Origin of the sequence: Serratia sp. BNK-17, from assembly GCF_048684935.1 — a bacterium.
Lineage (GTDB): Bacteria > Pseudomonadota > Gammaproteobacteria > Enterobacterales > Enterobacteriaceae > Serratia > Serratia nematodiphila.
In genome coordinates this window covers 879,448-896,879 of record NZ_JBLQTR010000001.1, presented here as the reverse complement: position 1 = coordinate 896,879, position 17,432 = coordinate 879,448, and the positions used below count along the sequence as shown (strand labels likewise).

15 protein-coding genes and 1 riboswitch are annotated in these 17,432 nt (G+C 62.8%); of the genes, 4 read left to right on the top strand and 11 right to left on the bottom strand.

The genetic code is table 11. The annotated features are described in order from the left end of the window. Window positions 1-236 precede the first annotated feature (236 nt). Complete coding sequence (locus ACMGF7_RS04410) at window positions 237-2,603, bottom strand: DNA polymerase II (protein ID WP_420286364.1); 2,367 nt, start codon at window positions 2,601-2,603, stop codon at window positions 237-239. Between the two features lie 214 nt (window positions 2,604-2,817). Here ACMGF7_RS04410 and ACMGF7_RS04405 point away from each other — a divergent pair, with 214 nt between their 5' ends. After that, complete coding sequence (locus tag ACMGF7_RS04405) at window positions 2,818-3,588, top strand: DedA family protein (RefSeq protein ID WP_004932860.1); 771 nt, start codon at window positions 2,818-2,820, stop codon at window positions 3,586-3,588. A gap of 28 nt (window positions 3,589-3,616) precedes the next feature. Here the strand turns inward: ACMGF7_RS04405 and ilvN are convergent, their stop codons facing one another. The 7 genes from ilvN to sgrR form a co-directional block, all read right to left on the bottom strand. Beyond that, window positions 3,617-3,910, bottom strand: a complete 294-nt coding sequence (gene ilvN, locus ACMGF7_RS04400; protein WP_016929110.1) for an acetolactate synthase small subunit — start codon at window positions 3,908-3,910, stop codon at window positions 3,617-3,619. A 3-nt stretch (window positions 3,911-3,913) separates the two neighbouring features. After that, complete coding sequence (ilvB, locus tag ACMGF7_RS04395; RefSeq protein ID WP_164095544.1) at window positions 3,914-5,608, bottom strand: acetolactate synthase large subunit; 1,695 nt, start codon at window positions 5,606-5,608, stop codon at window positions 3,914-3,916. A 111-nt stretch (window positions 5,609-5,719) separates the two neighbouring features. Beyond that, complete coding sequence (gene ivbL, locus ACMGF7_RS04390) at window positions 5,720-5,833, bottom strand: ilvB operon leader peptide IvbL (RefSeq protein WP_154747116.1); 114 nt, start codon at window positions 5,831-5,833, stop codon at window positions 5,720-5,722. Window positions 5,834-5,921: 88 nt separating this feature from the next. After that, complete coding sequence (gene thiQ, locus ACMGF7_RS04385; protein ID WP_049242016.1) at window positions 5,922-6,626, bottom strand: thiamine ABC transporter ATP-binding protein ThiQ; 705 nt, start codon at window positions 6,624-6,626, stop codon at window positions 5,922-5,924. Further along, a complete protein-coding gene (gene thiP / locus ACMGF7_RS04380; RefSeq protein ID WP_325994558.1) occupies window positions 6,613-8,220 on the bottom strand; it encodes a thiamine/thiamine pyrophosphate ABC transporter permease ThiP in 1,608 nt (535 codons plus the stop codon). Before thiP ends, thiQ begins: the two co-directional genes overlap by 14 nt. Then, on the bottom strand, window positions 8,196-9,182 hold the full coding sequence (gene thiB, locus ACMGF7_RS04375) for a thiamine ABC transporter substrate binding subunit (protein WP_015376636.1): 987 nt from the start codon (window positions 9,180-9,182) through the stop codon (window positions 8,196-8,198). The genes thiP and thiB overlap by 25 nt, the downstream gene beginning before the upstream one ends. 57 nt (window positions 9,183-9,239) lie before the next feature. Then, window positions 9,240-9,358, bottom strand: a riboswitch (TPP riboswitch). 37 nt (window positions 9,359-9,395) lie between these two features. Beyond that, window positions 9,396-11,057 carry an HTH-type transcriptional regulator SgrR gene (gene sgrR, locus ACMGF7_RS04370; protein WP_049242022.1) on the bottom strand — a complete coding sequence of 554 codons (1,662 nt, stop codon included), beginning with the start codon at window positions 11,055-11,057 and terminating at the stop codon, window positions 9,396-9,398. A 90-nt stretch (window positions 11,058-11,147) separates the two neighbouring features. Here sgrR and sgrT point away from each other — a divergent pair, with 90 nt between their 5' ends. The 3 genes from sgrT to ACMGF7_RS04355 all read left to right on the top strand — a co-directional run bounded on the left by sgrT (window position 11,148) and on the right by ACMGF7_RS04355 (window position 14,289). Then, the gene (gene sgrT, locus ACMGF7_RS04365) at window positions 11,148-11,321 is read left to right on the top strand and encodes a glucose uptake inhibitor SgrT (RefSeq protein WP_004932838.1); all 174 of its coding nucleotides are present in this window, start codon (window positions 11,148-11,150) and stop codon (window positions 11,319-11,321) included. A 154-nt stretch (window positions 11,322-11,475) separates the two neighbouring features. Beyond that, complete coding sequence (locus ACMGF7_RS04360) at window positions 11,476-12,672, top strand: sugar efflux transporter (protein WP_306377128.1); 1,197 nt, start codon at window positions 11,476-11,478, stop codon at window positions 12,670-12,672. Between the two features lie 144 nt (window positions 12,673-12,816). Beyond that, a complete protein-coding gene (locus tag ACMGF7_RS04355) occupies window positions 12,817-14,289 on the top strand; it encodes a DASS family sodium-coupled anion symporter (RefSeq protein ID WP_004932832.1) in 1,473 nt (490 codons plus the stop codon). A gap of 37 nt (window positions 14,290-14,326) precedes the next feature. Here ACMGF7_RS04355 and leuD read toward each other — a convergent pair whose 3' ends face one another. From leuD to leuB, 3 genes are read right to left on the bottom strand one after another with little or no spacing between them, the layout of a single operon-like run. Beyond that, the gene (gene leuD, locus ACMGF7_RS04350; protein ID WP_004932829.1) at window positions 14,327-14,929 is read right to left on the bottom strand and encodes a 3-isopropylmalate dehydratase small subunit; all 603 of its coding nucleotides are present in this window, start codon (window positions 14,927-14,929) and stop codon (window positions 14,327-14,329) included. Between the two features lie 9 nt (window positions 14,930-14,938). Then, complete coding sequence (gene leuC / locus ACMGF7_RS04345; protein ID WP_015376640.1) at window positions 14,939-16,339, bottom strand: 3-isopropylmalate dehydratase large subunit; 1,401 nt, start codon at window positions 16,337-16,339, stop codon at window positions 14,939-14,941. A gap of 1 nt (window position 16,340) precedes the next feature. After that, window positions 16,341-17,432: a 3-isopropylmalate dehydrogenase gene (gene leuB / locus ACMGF7_RS04340; protein ID WP_004932823.1), complete on the bottom strand. Its 1,092-nt coding sequence runs from the start codon at window positions 17,430-17,432 to the stop codon at window positions 16,341-16,343.

The following is a 17,432-nucleotide window of genomic DNA, read 5'->3' as shown; positions in this document are numbered from 1 at the left end:
TCGATTCTTTGTAAGTAAGTCTTGTTACCGGGCGGGAAGGGCCGCGGCACCTGTACTGAACGTCTGCTAATCCCGGTTTGTTTTAAATTTGGCGGGCAATAGCCGTTCACGCCATGCAGACGTCGCGAGACGGCAGGGCTAAGCGTGGTTCAGTTTTGGGAAGGGCGCTATGGTAATGGAAGGCGGCGCGTTCGTCACCTGCAAAACCCGATGATTTTTCTTAACCTGGCGCAATCTCAAAACAGCCCCATTTGCCCGGTGACCAGCGTGGTGAAATCGTCGTGCAAGAAAGGGAGTATAGCGTCTGCCACCGGTTGCAGCTGGCGTTCGAGGTAATGCTGATAGTCGATGGGCGAATGGCGGGTTTCCAGCGGTTCCGGCCCGGCCACGGTCATCACGTAGCTGATCCAGCCGCCGTTCTGATACTGCAGCGGCCGCCCCTGTTGGCGGTTGTAGTCGTCGGCGATGCGCGCGGCGCGGGCATGCGGCGGCACGTTGCGCTGATAGTCATCGAGCTTTCTGCGCAGCCGTTTGCGGTACACCAGTTGATCGTCGAAGTCGCCGTTCAGGGTTTTGCCGACGTAATCGCGCACATAGTCCTGGTAGGGCTGTTGTTTGAAGAGACGCTGATAGAGCTGCTGCTGGAACTGCTGCGCCAGCGGCGTCCAGTCGGTGCGCACCGTTTCCAGCCCTTTGTACACCATCTCTTCCTCGCCGTCGGCGCGCGCGATCAGGCCGGCGTAGCGTTTTTTGCTGCCCTGTTCGGCGCCGCGAATGGTCGGCATCAGGAAGCGGGAATAGTGGGTTTCGAACTCCAGTTCCAGCGCGTTCTCCAGCCCGAACTGCTGCTGCAGATGCTGTTGCCACCAGGCGTTGACCCGCTGCACCAGCGCCCGGCCGATCTGCGCCGCCTGCTGCTCGTCATGCGGCTGTTTCAACCACACGAAGGTGGAGTCGGTGTCGCCGTAAATCACCTGATAGCCTTCGGCTTCGATCAGCTCGCGGGTTTGGCGCATGATCTCGTGGCCGCGCAGGGTGATCGACGACGCCAGCCGCGGATCGAAGAAGCGGCAGCCGCTCGATCCCAGCACGCCGTACAGCGCGTTCATAATGATCTTCAACGCCTGCGACAGGGGCTTGTTGTGCTGGCGCTTGGCGGCCTCGCGCCCCTGCCAGATCTGCTCGACGATCGCCGGCAGGCAGTGTTTACTGCGCGAGAAGCGGGCGTTGCGAAAGCCGGGCACCGAGTCGGCGTCGCTTGGGTGGCGCATGCCTTCCACCAACCCGACCGGATCGATCAGGAAGGTGCGGATGATCGACGGGTACAGGCTTTTATAGTCCAGTACCAACACCGAATCGTACAGGCCGGGCTGGGAGTCCATCACGAAGCCGCCGGGGCTGTGCTCTTCCGGCTGTTCGCCGAGGTTGGGGGCAACAAAGCCCAGGCGATGCATGCGCGGCATATAGAGGTGGCTGAAGGCCGCCACCGATCCGCCGCTGCGGTCGGCCGCCAACCCGGTGACGGTAGCGCGCTCCAGCAGGAAGTTGAGCAGGTCGGCCTTGGCGAAGATGCGCGTCACCAGCTCGCAGTCCTTCAGGTTGTAGCGGGCCAGCGCCGGCTTGTCTTCGGCGAAGCGCCGGTCGATCTCCGCCATGCGTTGATAAGGATTGTCGATCGCCTTGCCTTCGCCCAGCAGTTCCTGCGAAACGTATTCCAGGCTGAAGGAGGGAAAGTTCCAGGTGGCGGATTTCAGCGCCTCGATGCCATCGATGATCAGGCGGCCGGCGGCGGCGGCGAAAAAGTGATTCTGCTTGAAGCCGTGCTCGCGCCACTCCAGCAGGTTGCCGCCGCGCCCCAGCCGCAGCGGGATTTGGTAGCGCTCAGCGTGCTTCTGCAGCACCCGCAGATCGAACTGCACCAGGTTCCAGCCGATGATGGCATCGGGATCGTGCCGCTCCAGCCACGCATTCAGCCGCTCCAGCAGTTGAGGGCGGCTGGCGCAGTATTCCAGATCGAAATCCAGCGGCTCATCGCCGCCGTTGGCCGGTCCCAGCATGTAGACCTGCCGCTGGCCGCAGCCTTCCAGCGCGATGGAGTAAAGCTCGCCGTGGGCGGTGGTTTCGATATCCAGCGACACCAGTTTTAGCGTTGGGCGGTACTCTGGCGCCGGCTTCATTTGGCCGCTGAGCAACGGCCCATTGCCGTCGCCCTGGCCGTTGAACCACACCGGCGCGGTGATGAAGCGTTCCATCAGGTAGCGCTCCGGCGGGCGAATGTCGGCCTCGTAGACCGCAACGCCGCCTTCCCGCAGCAGTTTTTCCAGCTTGATGAGCTGACGGTGCTGGCGGCAGTACAGCCCCAGCATCGGCCGGTGATGAAAATCCGTCAGCGCCAGCGGTTTCAGTTCGACTTGCCGTTCTTCCCGTAGCAGCAGTTCCGCGCGCTGCCTTTGTTCGGCGGGGATAAACGCCACCGAGGTTTGCGGCGGCAGGCGCAGCTGACGCGGGCCGGCGTCGGTCGCCAGCCAGAATTCGACCTCGGTGCCGGCGGGCGTGTCGCGCCAGTGGCGAGTGAGCAGGAAACCCTGTTGCAGTGCTGTCATAACCCCTTCGTCTTCCGCCGGGCGGCGTGCGCGACATTCAGCGAGATGTCGGTTTTGGCGCTAATATAGATAAATTATAGTATGGGTTTTTATACAGTAATTGTCCATCGCCGCGCGGCGTTGCCAAATACGCATACAATTGATCGATTGACTCGTTTGCGGCGGCACTGGAAAATCCTCCGCCCGTTTGGCCCGAATAATCCACAGAGGTGTAATGGAAGCCTATTTACAAGATTTGATCACCCAGTCACTGGCTTTCACCCTGATGGTCGTTCTGCTGGTCGCTTTTCTGGAGTCGCTGGCGCTGGTGGGGCTGCTGCTGCCCGGTACGGTGATGATGGCCAGCATCGGCGCGTTGATCGGCAGCGGCAAGGTGGACTTTTACTACGCCTGGGCGGCGGGCATCGTCGGTTGCCTGCTCGGCGACTGGATCTCTTATTTCGTCGGCCGCGCGTTCAAGGGGCCATTACACCGTTGGTCTTTCCTGAAGAAAAACAAGGCGCTGCTAGACAAAACCGAGCACGCCTTGCACCAGCACAGCATGGCGACCATTCTGATCGGCCGTTTCGTCGGCCCGACGCGTCCGTTGGTGCCGATGGTGGCTGGCATGCTCGATCTGCCGCCGTACAAGTTCGCGCTACCGAACATCATCGGTTGCCTGACCTGGCCGCCGGTTTATTTCTTCCCCGGCATTCTGGCGGGCGTGGCGATCGATATTCCCGCCGGCGCCGACAGCGCGATGTTCAAGTGGCTGCTGCTCGCGGCGGCGTTGCTGGTCTGGCTGGCGGTATGGTTGAGCTGGCGTTGGTGGCGTGAGGGCAAGCGCAACGCCGATCGACTGAGCCGTTGGCTGACGCCGCTGCGGCTGCGCGTGGTTTGCGGATTGAGTTGGCTGGCGGCGCTGGCGGCCGGTTATGCGCTGAGCCAGCAGCCTCTGATGCCGGTGTATCGCCACCTGCTGTGGCAGGTGTTGTCCGGGCAATGACAAAAGGGGGCGAAAGCCCCCGTTCGCCTTACTGGAAGAACGCTTCCAGCTGTTCAAATACCCGCACGTCTTCGCTGTGGCGCTTCACCTGCAGCACATCCTCCAGCTTTTCCACCTGGCTTATCATCTGCTCCAGCCGCTGATCGTCGGCGACCAGTAGCCAAATGCGGCTTTGCTGGCCGTCTTTCAATGGCAGGCACAAAATGCCTTCGACGTTGAACGCGCGGCGGGCGAACAGCCCGCAAACGTGCGACATCACGCCGGGATGGTTGCGCACCGCCAGCTCCAGGATCACCTGGGGTTTATCTTGTGGTTGCAGCATGGCTTATTCTCCAATCATGTCGATGTTGGCGGCGCCCGGCGGCACCATCGGGAATACTTTTTCGTTGATATCGATCAGCGCGTGGATCAGGCAGGGGCCCGGGCGTTGGATCGCCTCGGCCAGCGCCGCCTGCGGATCTTCCGCGGCGTTCAGATCGCAGGTATCCAACCCGAATCCGGCGGCGATCTTCAGGAAGTCGGTGCGCTTCGGATAGGCGGCGGCGAAGATGCGCTGTTGGTAGAACAGGGTTTGCTGCTGGTGCACCAGCCCCAGCGCCTGGTTGTTCATCAAAATGATTTTCACGTCCAGATCGTGCTCGACCGCGGTGGCCATTTCCTGAATGTTCATCATCAGGCTGCCGTCGCCGGAGAAGCACAGCACTTTGCGCTCGGGCTCCGCCAGCGCCGCGCCGATCGCCGCCGGCAGACCGAAGCCCATGGTGCCCAGGCCGCCCGATGTCAGCCACTGGCGCGGCCGGCTCAGCGGATAGGCTTGCGCCACCCACATCTGATGCTGGCCTACGTCGGTGGTGATAATAGCGCTGTCGTCCACGCAGCGCGCGGCGGCCAGCACCAGGCCGTAATGGCTCAGCGGATCGTCGGCGTTGGGCATGTTGAACGGGAATTCGCGCTTCAGGTCGTTGACGGTGTTCAGCCATTCGCTGCGCGGCTGCGTGTCGATCTGCGGCAGCAGCTGTTGCAGCACCTGGCCGACGTCGGCATGGATCGCCACGTTGGCCTGTTTGACCTTGCCCAGCTCGGCGCGGTCGATATCCACATGAATGATGGCGGCGTTAGGGCAGAACTGCTCGGTTTTGCCGATTGCCCGATCGTCGAAGCGCGCGCCCAGCACGATCAGCAGATCGGCCTCCTGCAGAATGAAGTTGGTGCTGCGCGCGGCGTGCATGCCCAGCATGCCCAGTGACAGCGGGTGTTCCACCGGCATCGCGCCCAGCGCCATCAGCGTCATGGTGGTGGGCAAACCGGCGCGCTCGGCCAGCTCCAGCGCCTGCCGGTGAGCGTCGGCGCAGATGATGCCGCCGCCCAGATAGAGGATCGGGCGCTTTGCCCGGTTGATCATCGCGGCGGCCTGCGAAACCAGCGCCGGATCGAAGCTCGGAGCGGCGTCCGGCACGGCGATCGGCGGCAGCTCTTCCAGGGTGATGGTGGCGGTTTGCACATCTTTCGGCACATCGATCCAGACCGGGCCGGGGCGGCCGGACTCGGCGATGCGGAAGGCGTCGCCAATCACCTGCGGCAGTTCGCGGATATCGCGCACCAGATGGTTGTGCTTGGTGATCGGGATGGAAATGCCGTAGGTGTCCACTTCCTGGAAGGCGTCGGTGCCGATCATCGAGGAGGGCACCTGACCGGTGATGCACACCAGCGGAATGGAGTCGAGTTTGGCGTCGGCGATGGCGGTGACCAGGTTGGTGGCGCCCGGCCCGCTGGAGGCGATGCACACCGCCGCCTTGCCGTTGGCGCGCGCCATGCCTTGCGCCATAAAGCCCGCGCCCTGTTCGTGGCGCGCCAGCACGTGGTGAATGCGGGTGCTTTGGCTCAGCGCGTCATACAGCGGCAGCGCGGCGCCGCCGGGAATGCCGGCGACGGTGGTGATGCCCTGACGCTCCAGCAGATGAACGATCAATTGTGCGCCGGTGAAGCTGGTGCCCGGTTGAGGCGTGCCCGAAGTTGCCATGTTCCTGTCCTTTCTCAAGGCCGGTGAGCTTTGCTGGGCAGGGTGCTAAAACAAGAAACCCCGCCCGGTTTGCGCCGGCGGGGTTTGGGAATCGATGCGTTGATTCGGACCCTACGGCGCATTGCCGACGACCACCACCACACGCACGACGACCACCGCGGCTGGTAGCGCGGTAACTAGTAGGGTCGAAGTCAGCGAGGATGCGATCACAGGGAACCTTATCATCAGTAAAAAAAGTCAGGTTTTTATAAAAACACAGGCGCAAAATTCGCACAACAGGTTTATTGGCGCAGCATAAAAAACGAGCGTCAGATCACGCTTTGCCCGAAATGCCCAGCACGCGCGCTTCGGGCGCGCTGCCGTCCAGCAGGGCCTGCGTCGGGCCGTCGTAGTAGATGCGGCCGTCGACCACCAGCAGCGTGCGCGGCGCGATGCGCGCGGCGTCGTCGAGGTTGTGCGATACCATCAGCAGCGTCAGGTTGCGCTGTTCGCATACCGTCTGCAGCAGTTGCAACATCTCGTTGCGCAGCGCCGGATCGAGCGCCGAGAAGGGCTCGTCGAGCAGCAGGATCGGCCGTTGGCGAATCAAACAGCGCGCCAGCGCGGCGCGCTGACGCTGGCCACCGGAAAGTTGCGACGGCAGGCGCTCCAGATGCTCTTCCAGGCCGACCTGATGGGCGATGTGCGCCCGCTGTTGGCGCTGCTGTTCAGTCAAGCGCAGTCCGGGATCCAACCCCAGCCCGATGTTCTGCGCCACCGTCAGATGCGCGAACAGGTTGTTCTCCTGAAACAGCATCGACACCGGCCGCTTGGCCGGCGGCGAGGCGGTGTGGTCTTCGCCGTTCAGCAGCAGCCGGCCGTTGGCTGCCGGCAGAAAGCCGGCGATCAGGCTCAGCAAGGTGCTTTTACCGGCGCCGCTGGGGCCGAGCACCGCGACGCGCTCGCCCGGCTGGATGCGCAGATCAAAGCGCATCGGCAGGTGTTCATACAGGTAGGTCAGTTTTTCAAGCGTCAGCATGGCGGCCCGGTAAGCGTTCAATCAGGGTAAACAACAGGAAGCACAGCAACAGCAACAGCAGCGCGGTCACCGCCCCGTCGTTGCTGCGGTAGGCGCCAATCTGCTGATACAGGTAAAAAGGCAGGGTACGGAAATGCTCGTTGCCAAACAAGGCGACCACGCCGAAGTCGCCGATCGACAGCACGCAGGCGAAGGCCAGCGCCTGTGCCAGCGGGCGGCGCAGGGCGTGCAGCTCAATCAGCCGCAGCCGTCGCCAGCCGCGGATATCCAGCGACAGGCACAGCGGGTTGTAACGTTCGGCGAGGTCGCGCATCGGGTTCTCCAATACCTTTAGCGCGTAGGGCACCGCCATCAGCGCATTGGTGAGGATCACCAGCGCATAGGGCGACTGCGGCAACCCCACTGTATCGCTCAGCAGCAGGAAGAAGCCGGTGGCCAGCACGATGCCCGGCATCGCCAGGATCACCATGCCGCTCAGCTCCAGCGCCTGGCCGCCGCGCAGCTGTTGCCGCAGTTTTAGCTCACGGCTGCTCCACAGCAGCATCATCGTGAGCGCCACGCACAGCAGCCCTGCGCCGAGGGCGATGCGCAGCGACGTGAACAGCGCCTGCCACAGCACCGGCTGGCGCAGCACGCTGACCATGGCCTGGTTGGCGCCGTCGGCGATCACCGCCAGCAGAGGCGGCAGCAGCAGCAACAGCGCGGCGGCGATCAGCAGAAAATCGCCGATGCGTCGCCACAGGCTGTCTTCCGGGTTGCGCCAGCGCTGGGCGTGGGTATGCCCCACCGGCAATGCCTGGCTCAGGCGCTGACTGATCAACACCAGCCCGAGACAACAGCCCAGCTGGATCAGCGCCAGCATGGCGGCACGCCCCAGATCGTAGTCGTAACTCAGCGCCTGGTAGATCGCCAGTTCGATGGTGGTGGCCTGCGGCCCGCCGCCCAGCGACAGCACGGTGGCGAAGCTGGCGAAGCACAGCATGAAGATCAGTGCGCCGCTCGGCAGGATTTGGCGGCGCAGCGCCGGCCATTCGACGAAGCGGAACTGCTGCCAGCCGTTCATGCCCAATTGGGCGGCCAACTGGCGCTGCTCCACCGGAATGTTCTCCAGTGCCTGCAGCAACAGGCGGGTGGCCAGCGGCAGGTTAAAGAACAGGTGCGCCAGCAGAATGCCCTGCAGACCGTAGGGCGAGAAACCATACTCGACGCCCAGCCAGCCGCACAGCGTCGCCAGCCAGCCCTGGCGCCCATAGACGCTGAGCAGGCCGAACACCGCCACCAGCACCGGCAGCACCAGCGTCATGGCGCACAGCCGCAGCAACAACTGCCGGCCGGGGAAACGGCGGCGATAGAGCGCGCGCGCCAGCAGAATGGCGGGCAGCACCGAGATCAGCGCCGACAGCAGCGCCTGCCAGAAGGTGAAACGCACCACGTGCCACAGATAGCTGTCCTGCCACAGGCTGCGCCAGTCGCTGTCCGGCGCGTGACGCCACAGCGAACCCAGCGCCAGCGCGGCGACGAGCAGGATCAGGCCGGCGGCCAGCAGCCCCGGCCAGAGCCAGCGGGGGATCAGCGGCTGACGGCGGTTTGCCATGCCCGGATCCAGCCGCCGCGTTGTGTGGCCACCTCTTCGGCGCTGTATTGCAGCGCGGTCTGCGGCACGTTCATCTGCTCAAAACCGACGGGCAGCGGGGTGTTGATCACCGGGTACATCCAGTTGCCGGTCGGGATGGTGTTCTGGAATGCCGGCGTCACCATGAACCGCATGAAACGCTCGGCCAGTTCAGGCTGTTTGGCGGCTTTCAGCTTGCCGGCCACTTCCACCTGCAGGTAGTGGCCTTCGCTGAACGTGGCGGCGGCGTAAAGGTCTTTTTTTTCTTCGATCAGGTGGTAGGCGGGAGAGGTGGTATAGCTGAGCACCAGATCGCCTTCGCCTTTCAGGAACAGGCCGTAGGCTTCGCTCCAGCCTTTGGTGACGGTCACGGTCTTTTTCGCCAACTGCTGCCAGGCGGCCGGCGCCTTGTCGCCATACACTTTTTGCATCCACAGCAGCAGGCCGAGCCCCGGCGTGCTGGTGCGCGGATCTTCGTAGATCACTTTCCAGTTGCGGTCGCCGCTGACCAGTTCCTGCAGGCTTTTCGGCGGGTTCTTCAGTTTTTCTTTGTTGTAGACGAAGGCGAAGTACCCGTAGTCGTAAGGCACGAAGGTCGCGTCCTGCCAGCCGCCCGGCACCGTCAGCCTGGCGGTATCGACGCCGCTCGGCGCGAACAGGCCGGTTTGCTGCGCCGCCTGCAACAGGTTGTTGTCCAGCCCCAGCACCACATCGGCGGCGCTGTTCTTGCCCTCCATGCGCAGGCGGTTCAGCAGCGAAACGCCGTCTTCCAGCGCCACGAACTTCAGTTCACAGTCGCATTCGGCCTCGAAGGCTTTTTTCACCGCCGGGCCTGGGCCCCAGTCGGCGGCGAAGGAATCGTAGGTGTAAACCGTCAGCGTCGGCTTGGCGAACGCCGGCGCGGCGCACAGCAGCAATAAGCAGGGCAGATATTTTTTGACCACGTTGCACTCCTGAAAAATAAGGGGGCAAGGGCATCTGAGGGGGCGAGGCGGCGTCGCCGGTTCGCTGGGCTCAAATCCCTCCGCCGGTATTGACCGGATCAGGTTCGACGGGTGTGCTCTCAGCGGAAAATCAGGCTTATTACGCGGCCCGGTTCTCCGCACCCCGTTGAGACGGCGCTATTGTAAAGATTAACCGACTTGGGCGAAAGGCGCTTATGTCTCCGGCGGGGCAAACCAGGCGGACTTGAAGTCGAACCAGCCGAGGGTGTTCATCCGCACGCCGCGCATGCTGCGCTGGCCGTGCAGCTGCAGCCAGTGGTGGAACAGCGGATGCAGCTGGTGGTTGCTGACCAGACGCTGGCAGAACTCCGCCAGCGGCAGACGGTTGGCGCGCCACAGCGCCGCGTCCTGCGCCAGATCTTCGTTCATGCAATGCTGCATCAGTGGCAGTTCGTACAGCGTGGCGAACAGCGAAAACTCCAGCGGCAGATAGAAGTTGGCGCTGCCAAGCCACAGATCGCTGCGTGCGTCGCCCTGGTGCCAGGTGGCGTAATCCACGCTTTGCACGATCAGGCGGATGCCGTGCTGCGCCAGCAGCGGCTCGATCGCCTGACGGATGGCGTGAAACTCCGAATGCTCATTGAAGTGGGTCATCGTCAGTTCGGTCAGCCCCGCCGGTTTGGGCTGCTGCGCCAGCGCGCGGTTGTGGTGCCAACGGGGCAGCAGGCCGTACGCCGGCGACCAGTAGCGTTGGTAGAGCGGCCCGGCGTGGCTCAGCAGCGAAATGGGATTGATCAATTCGCACAGCCAGCTGCGAATGGCGGGATCGGCGGCCAGCGGGGAGCGCTGGTCGAACAGCAGGAAATAGCAGCCCTCTTCCAGCCGGCTTTCCAGTTCGTTGTTGCCGGTTTCATCGCCCTGCAGCTGTACGCCGGAATGCACCAGTTCTTCGGAGAACTCCGGCAGCACCCAGATATTGACCTCATCAATAAGCGCCCGGTAGCCGAAATAGTCGTCGAAGGCGTGGATCTTCATCTGGCTGGGGAGATTGCGCACTACGCGATAGGGGCCGGTGCCGATCGGATGGCGGGCGAAATCCGGCAGTTCGCGCCATTCGCGCGGCAGGATCATGGCGTGCACGCTGCCCAGCAGCCAGGGCAGCCAGTGGTCGGGGCTGCGCAGATGCACGTCAATCACGAATGGCGTCGGCGAGGTGACGCTCTCGATATGCGAGAACAGCGGTTGCGAGGTCAGACGCGAAAGAGAAGTAATGACGTCCGCCATCTCCAGCTCGCGGCCGTGATGAAAATGGATCGCCGGGCGCAGGTAAAATCGCCAGTGCAGTGGCGTCAACGCCTGCCAATGGTGAGACAGATCGGACTCCAGTTCCCCGTTTTCCTCATTTATGCGCGTCAGACCGTTGAAGATCTGGCGCGCCAGATGGGTTTCCGAACGCCGCAGCGCCGAGCCGGGCAGCAGGTTGTACAACTGCCGGTAGTAGAGCACCCGCAGGATGTGTTTCCCCTGGCGGAAGCTACGCCCCAGCTGCGACAGCAGCATCTGGCGCACCACGTTTTTGTCGCCCACCAGTTGCACCAGCTGATCGATGCGATCCTGTTCCAGCAGCTCCTCGGCCCGCTGTTGCTGCAGCGCCAGGCCGGTGTAGTGGAAGGTTAGCCGCGAACGCTTGCCGCGCCCCGACTCCGCCTGCCAGGTGAGCCAGCCTTCCCGCTGCATGGCGCTCAGCAGGGAGCGCACGTGGCGCCGCGAGCAGCTGAGCACCTCCGCCAGATCCTGCAGCGTGGTGTCGGTGGTTTCACCGTGGCAGCGCTGCCACAGGCGGATGAACTGCTGCTGCAATCTGGACGTGGACATAAAAGAGGAACGCTCCCGCTTCAACTCGTCAATTTTTCTTTCCCTATATTACGCCGATAATTTTCATCAATGAAAGGGGAGGGCGTAATCATGAAAGCTTTCTTATCCAGGCAGTTCTATCAGCGCTATTTCAGCGCGGTGCGCCGCCAGCGAGCCGACTGGCTGAGCGTGGTGCCCGAACAGGCGCGGCTGGCGATGCTGGCGCACCTGACGCAATGGGACATTAAAGAGATGACCGATAAGCAGTATCGCGAGCACCTGTAGGGGCTGCGGCAACAAGTTTCTGAGTAATGGTGCTGTTTCACCAGCCAGTGGGGTGACCCACTGGTTTTTTTATGCGCGGTCATGGCGATGCGCTTGCATTTTTCTCGCCGTGGCTTAAGGTTCTTTCTTCTGCTTTGAGGTCAGGGAAGACGATATGCAACGCCTGAGCCGGTTGTCACTGCGCATTAACCCCATCTTTGCCGCATTCCTGCTGATCGCTTTTCTCTCCGGCATCGCCGGCGCGTTGCTGACGCCGACGCTCAGTCTGTTTCTGACCACCGAGGTCAAAGTGCGGCCGCTGTGGGTAGGGCTGTTTTACACCGCCAACGCCGTGGCCGGCATCGTGGTCAGTTTTCTGCTGGCCAAGCGCTCCGACACCCGCGGCGATCGGCGCCGGTTGATCCTGCTGTGCTGCCTGATGGCGGTCGGCAACTGCCTGCTGTTCGCCTTTAACCGCGACTATCTGACGCTGATCACCGCCGGGGTGCTGATGTCCGCCGTTGCCAACACCGCCATGCCGCAGATTTTCGCGTTGGCGCGGGAATATGCCGACAGCGAGGCGCGTGAGGTGGTGATGTTCAGCTCGGTGATGCGCGCCCAGCTTTCGCTGGCGTGGGTGATCGGCCCGCCGCTGTCGTTTGCGCTGGCGCTGAACTATGGGTTCACCGTGATGTTCCTGATCGCCGCCGCCACCTTCGCGGTTTGCGTACTGCTGGTAGGGTTTATGCTGCCTTCGGTGCCGCGTGCGGCGGAGAATAAGGAGCTGCAGGGCGGGATGTCTGCGCCGATCGCGCCCGCCAGTGCCTGGCGCAATCGCGACGTGCGGCTGCTGTTCATCGCTTCGATGCTGATGTGGACCTGCAATACCTTGTATATCATTGATATGCCGCTGTATATCACCGCCGATCTCGGGCTGCCGGAAGGGCTGGCCGGGGTGCTGATGGGCACCGCCGCCGGGTTGGAAATCCCGGCAATGCTGCTGGCCGGTTATTACGTCAAACGCTTCGGCAAGCGCAACATGATGCTGCTGGCGGTGACGGCGGGCGTGCTGTTTTATCTCGGGCTGACGGTGTTGGCGACCAAGCCGGCCCTGATCGCGCTGCAACTGCTCAACGCGGTGTTTATCGGCATCGTCGCCGGTATCGGCATGCTCTATTTTCAGGATTTGATGCCGGGCCGGCCGGGCGCCGCCACCACGCTGTTCACCAACAGCATCTCTACCGGGGTGATCCTGGCCGGGGTGCTGCAGGGCGCGCTGGTGGAGAATTTCGGTCATGGTTCGGTGTATTGGATGGCGGCGCTGCTGGCGCTGGCGGCGCTCGGGATGAGCGCCAAAGTGCGTGAAGTGTGAGGTTAAACGACGGCATTCTTGATGCAAGTCATTGAGAAGGCTAAGCCGGGCGCTCAAGCTGAAAGCATATGGCGCGCGATCGTTGCGCCCACGCCCGTCTCGCTATTGAGATGCCGCCCTGTCGTTTAGAACAGTGGGAACGTTATGGATAAACTCACACCGCTCAAACCGCTTCCTTCCCTGTGCGCCCTTGGCGCCACGCTGATTATCTGGTTCCTCATTCCCGTGCCGGAGGGCGTTGCGCCCAACGCCTGGCAGCTGCTGGCGCTGTTTATCGGCACCATCATCGCCATCATCGGCAAGGCGATGCCGATCGGCGCGGTCTCGGTGATCGCCATCGCTCTGGTGGCGGTGACCGGCGTCACCAACCCCGGCAAGCCGGGCGCCGCGCTGGACGACGCGCTCAGCGGCTTTTCCAACCAGCTGATCTGGCTGATCGGCTTTTCTATCATGATCTCCCTCAGCCTGAACAAAACCGGGCTGGGCGCGCGCATCGGCTACTACTTTATCTCGCTGTTCGGTAAAAAAACGCTCGGCATCGCCTACGCATTGACGTTGGCGGAAACCACGCTGGCGCCGGTGACGCCGAGCAATACCGCGCGCGGCGGCGGCATCATTCACCCGATCATGAAGTCGATCGCCGACAGCTTCGGCTCCAAACCCGAGCTCAATACCTCCGGCAAGATTGGCCGCTACCTGTCGCTGGTGAACTACAACATCAACCCGGTCACCTCGGCGATGTTTATCACCGCCACCGCGCCTAACCCGCTGATCGTTAGCCTGATCGCCAAAGGCACCCACGGCAGCTTCGAGCTGTCCTGGTCGATGTGGGCGGTCGCCGCCCTGGTGCCAGGGCTGTGCTCGCTGATCGTGATGCCGCTGGTGATTTATCTGCTGTATCCCCCGGAGGTGAAAAGTACGCCGGATGCGCCGCGTTTCGCCCGCGAAAAGCTGCAGGCGCTGGGGCCGGTGACGCTGCCGGAGAAAATTACTCTCGGGGTATTTGCGCTGCTGCTGGTGCTGTGGGCCGGCATTCCGGCGATGATCTTCGGCCCGGCGCTGGCGGTCAATCCTACCACCGCGGCGCTGATAGGCCTGGCGGTGCTGCTGGCCACCGGCGTGCTGAGCTGGGAGGATGTGCTGAAGCATAAAGGGGCCTGGGACACCGTGGTGTGGTTCTCGGCGCTGGTGATGATGGCCAGCTTCCTCGGCAAGCTGGGGCTGATCGGCTGGCTGTCGCAAACCGTCGGCAACGGCATCGACCATATGGGCATGAGCTGGGTGGGCGGCACGATCTTGCTGACCCTCATTTATCTGTATTCTCACTATTTCTTCGCCAGCACCACCGCACACGTAACGGCGATGTTCGCCGCCTTCTTCGCTGCCGGCATCGCGCTCGGCGCGCCACCGGCGCTGCTGGGCCTGATCCTGGCGTTCTCTTCTTCGCTAATGATGTCGCTGACGCATTACGGTACCGGCACCGCGCCGATCATCTTTGGCTCCGGCTATGTGACGTTGGGGGAGTGGTGGAAAGCGGGATGGGTGATGAGCGTGGTTAACCTGCTGATCTGGATAGTGATCGGCGGTGCATGGTGGAAGCTGCTGGGCTACTGGTGAGGAAAAAATTCACCCGCCGGGCGGCGGGTGAAGGGGATTAATTCAGAAACGCCGGCTGCTGCGCTTCGTAACGGGAGATGTCCGCTTCATGCTGCAGCGTCAGGCCGATGCTGTCCAGCCCGTTGATCATGCAGTGGCGGCGGAAGCTGTCTATTTCGAACGGATAGCTTTTGCCACCGGCGTTGACCGTCTGGTTCTCCAGATCCACCACGAACTCCGTGCCCTCGTTGGCGTCAACCAGTTTGAACAGCTCATCCACCTGCTGCTCGCTCAGTGTGACCGGCAACAGCTGGTTGTTGAACGAGTTGCCATAGAAGATATCGGCAAAGCTCGGCGCAATCACCACTTTGAACCCGTAGTCGGTCAGCGCCCAGGGGGCGTGTTCGCGCGAAGAGCCGCAGCCGAAGTTTTCGCGCGCCAACAGGATGCTGGCGCCTTTATAGCGCGGTTTGTTCAGCACGAACGCCGGGTTCGGCTGCTGGCCGGCGTCGTCGAGGAAGCGCCAGTCGTTGAACAGGTGCTGGCCGAAACCGGTGCGGGTCACCTTCTGTAAAAACTGCTTGGGAATAATGGCGTCGGTGTCGACGTTGGCCGCATCCAAAGGCACCACTAAGCCGGTATGTTGAGTAAATTTAGCCACGTTAGCCCCTTAGTGAATATCACGGATGTCAGCGAAGTGACCGGCGACGGCGGCCGCGGCGGCCATTGCCGGGCTGACCAGGTGGGTGCGCCCACCGCGGCCCTGGCGCCCTTCGAAGTTACGGTTGCTGGTGGACGCGCAGCGCTCGCCCGGATTCAGACGGTCGTTGTTCATCGCCAGGCACATCGAGCAACCCGGCAAGCGCCATTCGAAGCCGGCTTCAATAAAGATTTTGTCCAACCCTTCGGCTTCCGCCTGGGCCTTCACCGGGCCGGAGCCCGGCACCACGATGGCCTGCACGCCGTTGGCGACCTTGCGCCCCTTGGCGATCGCCGCCGCCGCGCGCAGATCTTCGATGCGCGAGTTGGTGCAGGAACCGATGAACACCTTGTCGATCGGCACCTCGGTCAATTTGATGCCCGGCTTCAAATCCATGTAGGCCAGCGCTTTTTCGGCGGAGGCGCGCTCAACCGGATCGCTGAACGATTCCGGTGCCGGGATCGCCTGATTGACGGCGATCACCTGGCCAGGGTTGGTGCCCCAGGTGACCTGCGGCGCGATCTCTTCGGCGTGCAGCGTCACTACGGTATCGAACTGGGCGTCGGCGTCGGACTTCAGCGTGCGCCAGTAAGCGACCGCCTGCTCCCAGTTTTCGCCGGTTGGCGCGAACTGACGCCCCTTCAGGTAGGCGAAGGTGGTGTCGTCCGGCGCCACCAACCCGGCTTTGGCGCCCATCTCGATCGCCATGTTGCACAGGGTCATGCGCCCTTCCATGCTCAACGCTTCGATCGCCTTGCCGCAGAATTCCACCACGTGGCCGGTGCCGCCTGCGCTGCCGGTTTTGCCGATCACCGCCAGCACGATGTCTTTGGCGGTAATGCCCTCGGCGGCGTCGCCGGTGACCTCAATCTTCATGGTTTTGGCGCGGCCCTGTTTCAGGGTCTGGGTCGCCAGCACGTGTTCCACTTCGGAGGTGCCGATGCCGAACGCCAACGAGCCGAAAGCGCCGTGGGTGGCGGTGTGCGAGTCGCCGCAGACGATGGTCATGCCCGGCAGCGTCATGCCTTGCTCAGGCCCAATCACGTGCACGATGCCCTGGAACGGGTGGTTCAGGTCATACAGCGAAACGCCGAATTCCGCGCAGTTCTTGATCAGCTCCTGCATCTGGATGCGCGCCATTTCGCCGCTGGCGTTGATGTCTTTGGTCTGGGTCGACACGTTGTGATCCATGGTGGCGAAGGTTTTGCCGGGTTGGCGCACCTTGCGGCCCATGGCGCGCAGGCCGTCGAACGCCTGCGGCGACGTGACTTCGTGCACCAGGTGACGGTCGATATACAGCAACGGCGTTTCGTTCGGTGCTTCGTGCACCACGTGGGCGTCGTACAGCTTCTGGTATAAGGTCTTGGCCATGTTATGCCCCCTGAGCTACAAAGCGGGCGATGATATCGCCCATTTCATCGGTGCTGACGGCTTTGCCGTCACCGGCCAGATCGGCGGTGCGGTAGCCCTGTTCCAACGCCTGGTTGATGGCGCGCTCCACGGCGTCGGCCGCTTCATCGGCGCCCAGGCTGTAACGCAGCAGCAGAGTGGCGGACAGGATCTGCGCAATCGGGTTGGCGATGCCTTTGCCGGCAATATCCGGCGCGGAACCGCCCGCCGGTTCGTACAGGCCGAAGCCTTGCTCATTCAGGCTGGCGGACGGCAGCATGCCCATCGAACCGGTGATCATCGCGCACTCGTCGGACAGGATGTCGCCGAACAGATTGGAGCACAGCAGCACGTCGAACTGGGACGGATCCTTGATCAACTGCATGGTGGCGTTGTCGATATACATGTGCGACAGCGACACGTCCGGGTAATCCCTGGCGACCTGATTGACCACTTCACGCCACAGAATGGAGCTTTGCAGCACGTTGGCCTTGTCGATCGACGTCACCTTGTGGCGGCGCTTGCGGGCGGATTCGAAGGCGATGCGCGCGATGCGCTCAATCTCGAAACGGTGGTACACCTCGGTGTCGAAGGCGCGCTCCTGCATGCCCTGGCCTTCACGGCCCTTCGGCTGGCCGAAGTAGATGCCGCCGGTCAATTCGCGCACGCACAGAATGTCGAAGCCGCGGGCGGCGATGTCGGCGCGCAGCGGGCAGAACGCCTCCAGCCCTTGATACAGGCGCGCCGGGCGCAGGTTGCTGAACAATTTGAAGTGTTTGCGCAGCGGCAACAGCGCGCCGCGTTCCGGCTGCTCGGCCGGCGGCAGATGTTCCCATTTCGGGCCGCCTACCGAGCCGAACAGGATGGCGTCGGCCTGCTCGCAGCCGGCGACGGTCGCCGCCGGCAACGGGCTGCCGTGGCGATCGATGGCGATGCCGCCGACGTCGTACTCGGCGGTGGTGATGCGAATGTCAAAGCGTTGACGCACCGCGTCCAACACTTTGCGCGCCTGAGCCATTACTTCCGGGCCGATGCCGTCTCCGGGCAAGACGGCAATGTGATAAGTCTTCGTCAT